The organism is Candidatus Accumulibacter vicinus (genome assembly GCF_000584955.1).
GTDB lineage: Bacteria > Pseudomonadota > Gammaproteobacteria > Burkholderiales > Rhodocyclaceae > Accumulibacter > Accumulibacter vicinus.
In genome coordinates, this window is sequence record NZ_JDSS02000021.1 from 220,117 (window position 1) to 222,997 (window position 2,881).

At 59.1% G+C, this 2,881-nt stretch carries 4 protein-coding genes; all 4 read right to left on the minus strand.

Translation table 11 applies throughout. The features are described from left to right. Nucleotides 1-183: 183 nt before the first annotated feature. The 4 genes from erpA to rplM all read right to left on the minus strand — a co-directional run bounded on the left by erpA (nt 184) and on the right by rplM (nt 2,743). Nucleotides 184-534, minus strand: coding sequence for an iron-sulfur cluster insertion protein ErpA (gene erpA, locus CAPSK01_RS09875; protein ID WP_034925815.1), 351 nt, complete (start codon nt 532-534; stop codon nt 184-186). Between the two features lie 253 nt (nt 535-787). Further along, on the minus strand, nt 788-1,816 hold the full coding sequence (argC, locus tag CAPSK01_RS09880; RefSeq protein WP_034925817.1) for an N-acetyl-gamma-glutamyl-phosphate reductase: 1,029 nt from the start codon (nt 1,814-1,816) through the stop codon (nt 788-790). A gap of 93 nt (nt 1,817-1,909) precedes the next feature. Beyond that, nucleotides 1,910-2,302: a 30S ribosomal protein S9 gene (rpsI, locus tag CAPSK01_RS09885; RefSeq protein ID WP_034925820.1), complete on the minus strand. Its 393-nt coding sequence runs from the start codon at nt 2,300-2,302 to the stop codon at nt 1,910-1,912. 12 nt (nt 2,303-2,314) lie between these two features. Beyond that, the gene (gene rplM / locus CAPSK01_RS09890) at nt 2,315-2,743 is read right to left on the minus strand and encodes a 50S ribosomal protein L13 (protein WP_034925822.1); all 429 of its coding nucleotides are present in this window, start codon (nt 2,741-2,743) and stop codon (nt 2,315-2,317) included. Between the last annotated feature and the right edge of the window lie 138 nt (nt 2,744-2,881).

Sequence of the window (2,881 nt, forward strand, 5' to 3'; positions counted from 1 at the left end):
TCCAGTGGGCCTGGGGGCTGCGCATCAAGGCGGAGCGATGGTCGTCCTGGGCTTGCTGCTATGGTTGAATCACGAACTTCGTGTGGCGCGCGCGCCGGGCGATTCGGTTTGACGCTGAACCGGGCCTGGTTTGAGGAAAGGCGGCCGCGCCGTGGCTGGCAGTCCTCTCGCTGCCGGACCAGCCTAAACCGAAAACGAGGAGCCGCAACCGCAGGTCGAAGAGGCGTTCGGGTTCTTGATCACGAACTGCGAACCTTCCAGCCCTTCCGTGTAGTCGATTTCGGCGCCGACCAGATACTGGTAGCTCATCGGGTCGATCAGCAAGGTGACGCCGTTCTTCTGCAACGCGGTATCGTCGTCGTTGGCCACCTCGTCGAAGGTGAACCCATACTGGAAACCTGAACACCCGCCGCCGGTGACGAATACCCGAAGCTTCAGTTCCGGGTTGCCTTCTTCTTCGATCAATTCTTTCACCTTGCCCGCCGCGCTGTCGGTAAACACAAAGGGCATCGGCATTTCAGTCGCTACATTCATTACATCATTCTCCAAAATCTGATATCTGCGCCGATTCGGGCCAGGATCGGTCAGTTGCGGCCAGTTTGCGTACTACGGTTCTGATGCCTGCGCGTTTGGACAGGCGCTTGTCAAGCAGCATGACGCTTTGCAACGTCAGATCAGACATGTCTGCTTTCGAGGAGTTCCAGCGGTTTCAGGACTCTGATCGCAGCAATGCCGATGCCGCTGATCATAACATTTTTGTCGTTGGGCCTTGCGGATCGGTTCAGTCTCAGGGAAACACCGCCAGTTGCCGGAGACCTTCGGTTTCGGGCAGGTCGAACATGATGTTCATGTTTTGCACGGCTTGGCCTGCGGCGCCTTTGACCAGGTTGTCGATGACCGAGAGCACAACCAGAATGTTGCCCTCCTGGGGGCGATGCACCGCGATACGGCAGGTGTTGGCGGCTCGTACCGAGCGCGTATCAGGATGTGAACCGGACGGCAGGACATCGACAAAAGGCTCGTTCTGGTAGCGCTTTTCAAAGATCGCCTGAAAGTCCGCTGTACTCTTGATGCGGGCGTAGAGAGTGGCATGAATGCCACGGATCAAAGGGGTCAGGTGGGGAACAAAGGTCAGTCCGACCGGGCTGCCAGCCATTCTCGACAGGCCCTGCCGAATCTCCGGCAGATGGCGGTGTCCGGGGACGCCATAGGCCTTGAAATTGTCGGCGGCTTCCGAGAACAGGGCGGGGATCTCGGCCTTGCGCCCAGCCCCGGAGACGCCCGATTTCGCGTCCGCGACCAGATGATCCAGTTCTACCACACCGGCCTCGAGGAGCGGCATGAAGCCCAGTTGCACTGCCGTCGGGTAACAGCCCGGATTGGCGACCAGGCGAGCGTTGCGGATGTCGGCTCGATGGTATTCCGGCAGACCATAGACTGCCTGGGCGACCCATTCCGGACTGCAGTGCTGCATCCCGTACCACTGGTTCCACTCGGCCACATTGCTGAGGCGAAAATCAGCGGCGAGGTCAATCACGCGCACGCCGACGTCGAGCAGAGTCGGAGCCTGTTGCATCGCGACGCCGTTCGGCGTGGCAAAGAAAACCACATCACAGGCTTGCAGATTGGCGCTTGCCGGATCTTCGAACTGCAGATTCAGTCGTCGGCGCAAACTCGGAAACATGCTTGAGACCGCGGTACCGGCATCTCCTCGGGAGGTGATGGCAACGAGCTGCACTGCTGGATGCTGCGCCAGAAGCCGCAGCAATTCGACGCCGGTGTAGCCGGTGCCGCCGACGATTCCAACCTTGATCATAAACAGTCTCCGCGATAACTGGCAATGAAAGTGTCCGGCCCACGAGAACACAAAAGCCGCCCACAGGCGGCTCCGCGGTCCAACCGGATGCGGTCAGCGCTTCGAGAACTGCTTGCGCCGGCGTGCCTTGTGGAAACCGACTTTCTTGCGTTCAACTTCACGAGCGTCACGAGTGACAAAGCCCGCTTTCGAAAGCGCTGGCTTGAGCGACATGTCGTAGGCAATCAGTGCCCGCGTAATGCCATGCCGAACCGCGCCTGCCTGACCGGACTCGCCGCCGCCAGCAACATTGACGAGAATGTCGAAGCCAGCCGTCTGCTCGACCAGCTGCAGCGGCTGTCGAACAATCATTCGTCCCGTAACTCGCGAGAAGAATTCATCGACCGGTTTGCCATTGACAATAAACTTGCCGCTGCCGGGCTTCATGAAGACGCGCGCGACGGCGCATTTCCGACGTCCCGTGCCATAGAAGTAATTTTCAGCCATTGTGACGACCCCTTAGAGTTCCAGAACTTTCGGCTGCTGGGCAGCATGCGGATGGGTGGCGCCAGCGTAGCACTTCATTTTCTTGAGCATGGCGTAACCGAGCGGTCCCTTGGGGAGCATGCCCTTCACGGCCTGTTCAAGGACACGGCCCGGGAAGCGCTGCTGCATCTTGGTGAAATTCGTTTCGTAGATGCCTCCGGGATAGCCCGAGTGGCGATAGTATTTCTTGTCCTCAGCCTTATTGCCGGTGACGCGCAACTTCTCGACATTGGTGACGACAATGTAGTCGCCCGTATCCACGTGCGGAGTGAATTCGGGTTTGTGCTTGCCGCGCAGGCGGCGAGCAATTTCGGTGGCAAGGCGACCCAGCACCTTGTCGGTGGCATCAACCAGAAGCCATTCGCGTGACACTTCGTGCGGTTTGGCAGAGAAAGTCTTCATCAAGAACGCCGTCCTTATTTGCCTGATAACGGAAAGCCCGACATGGTATGGTAAGTCGGTGACCGGTGTCAATCGCTGTTTCGCACGGTTCAGCGCCGGACTGCTCGTCCCCGCTGCGGGCATATGCTTGCCCGGCCC

Excerpts from the sequence above, each read along its gene's own strand:
- argC (WP_034925817.1), bottom strand. The coding sequence starts at position 1,816 with ATGATCAAGGTTGGAATCGTCGGCGGCACCGGCTACACCGGCGTCGAA.
- erpA (WP_034925815.1), bottom strand. The coding sequence starts at position 534 with ATGAATGTAGCGACTGAAATGCCGATGCCCTTTGTGTTTACCGACAGC.
- rpsI (WP_034925820.1), bottom strand. The coding sequence starts at position 2,302 with ATGGCTGAAAATTACTTCTATGGCACGGGACGTCGGAAATGCGCCGTC.
- rplM (WP_034925822.1), bottom strand. The coding sequence starts at position 2,743 with ATGAAGACTTTCTCTGCCAAACCGCACGAAGTGTCACGCGAATGGCTT.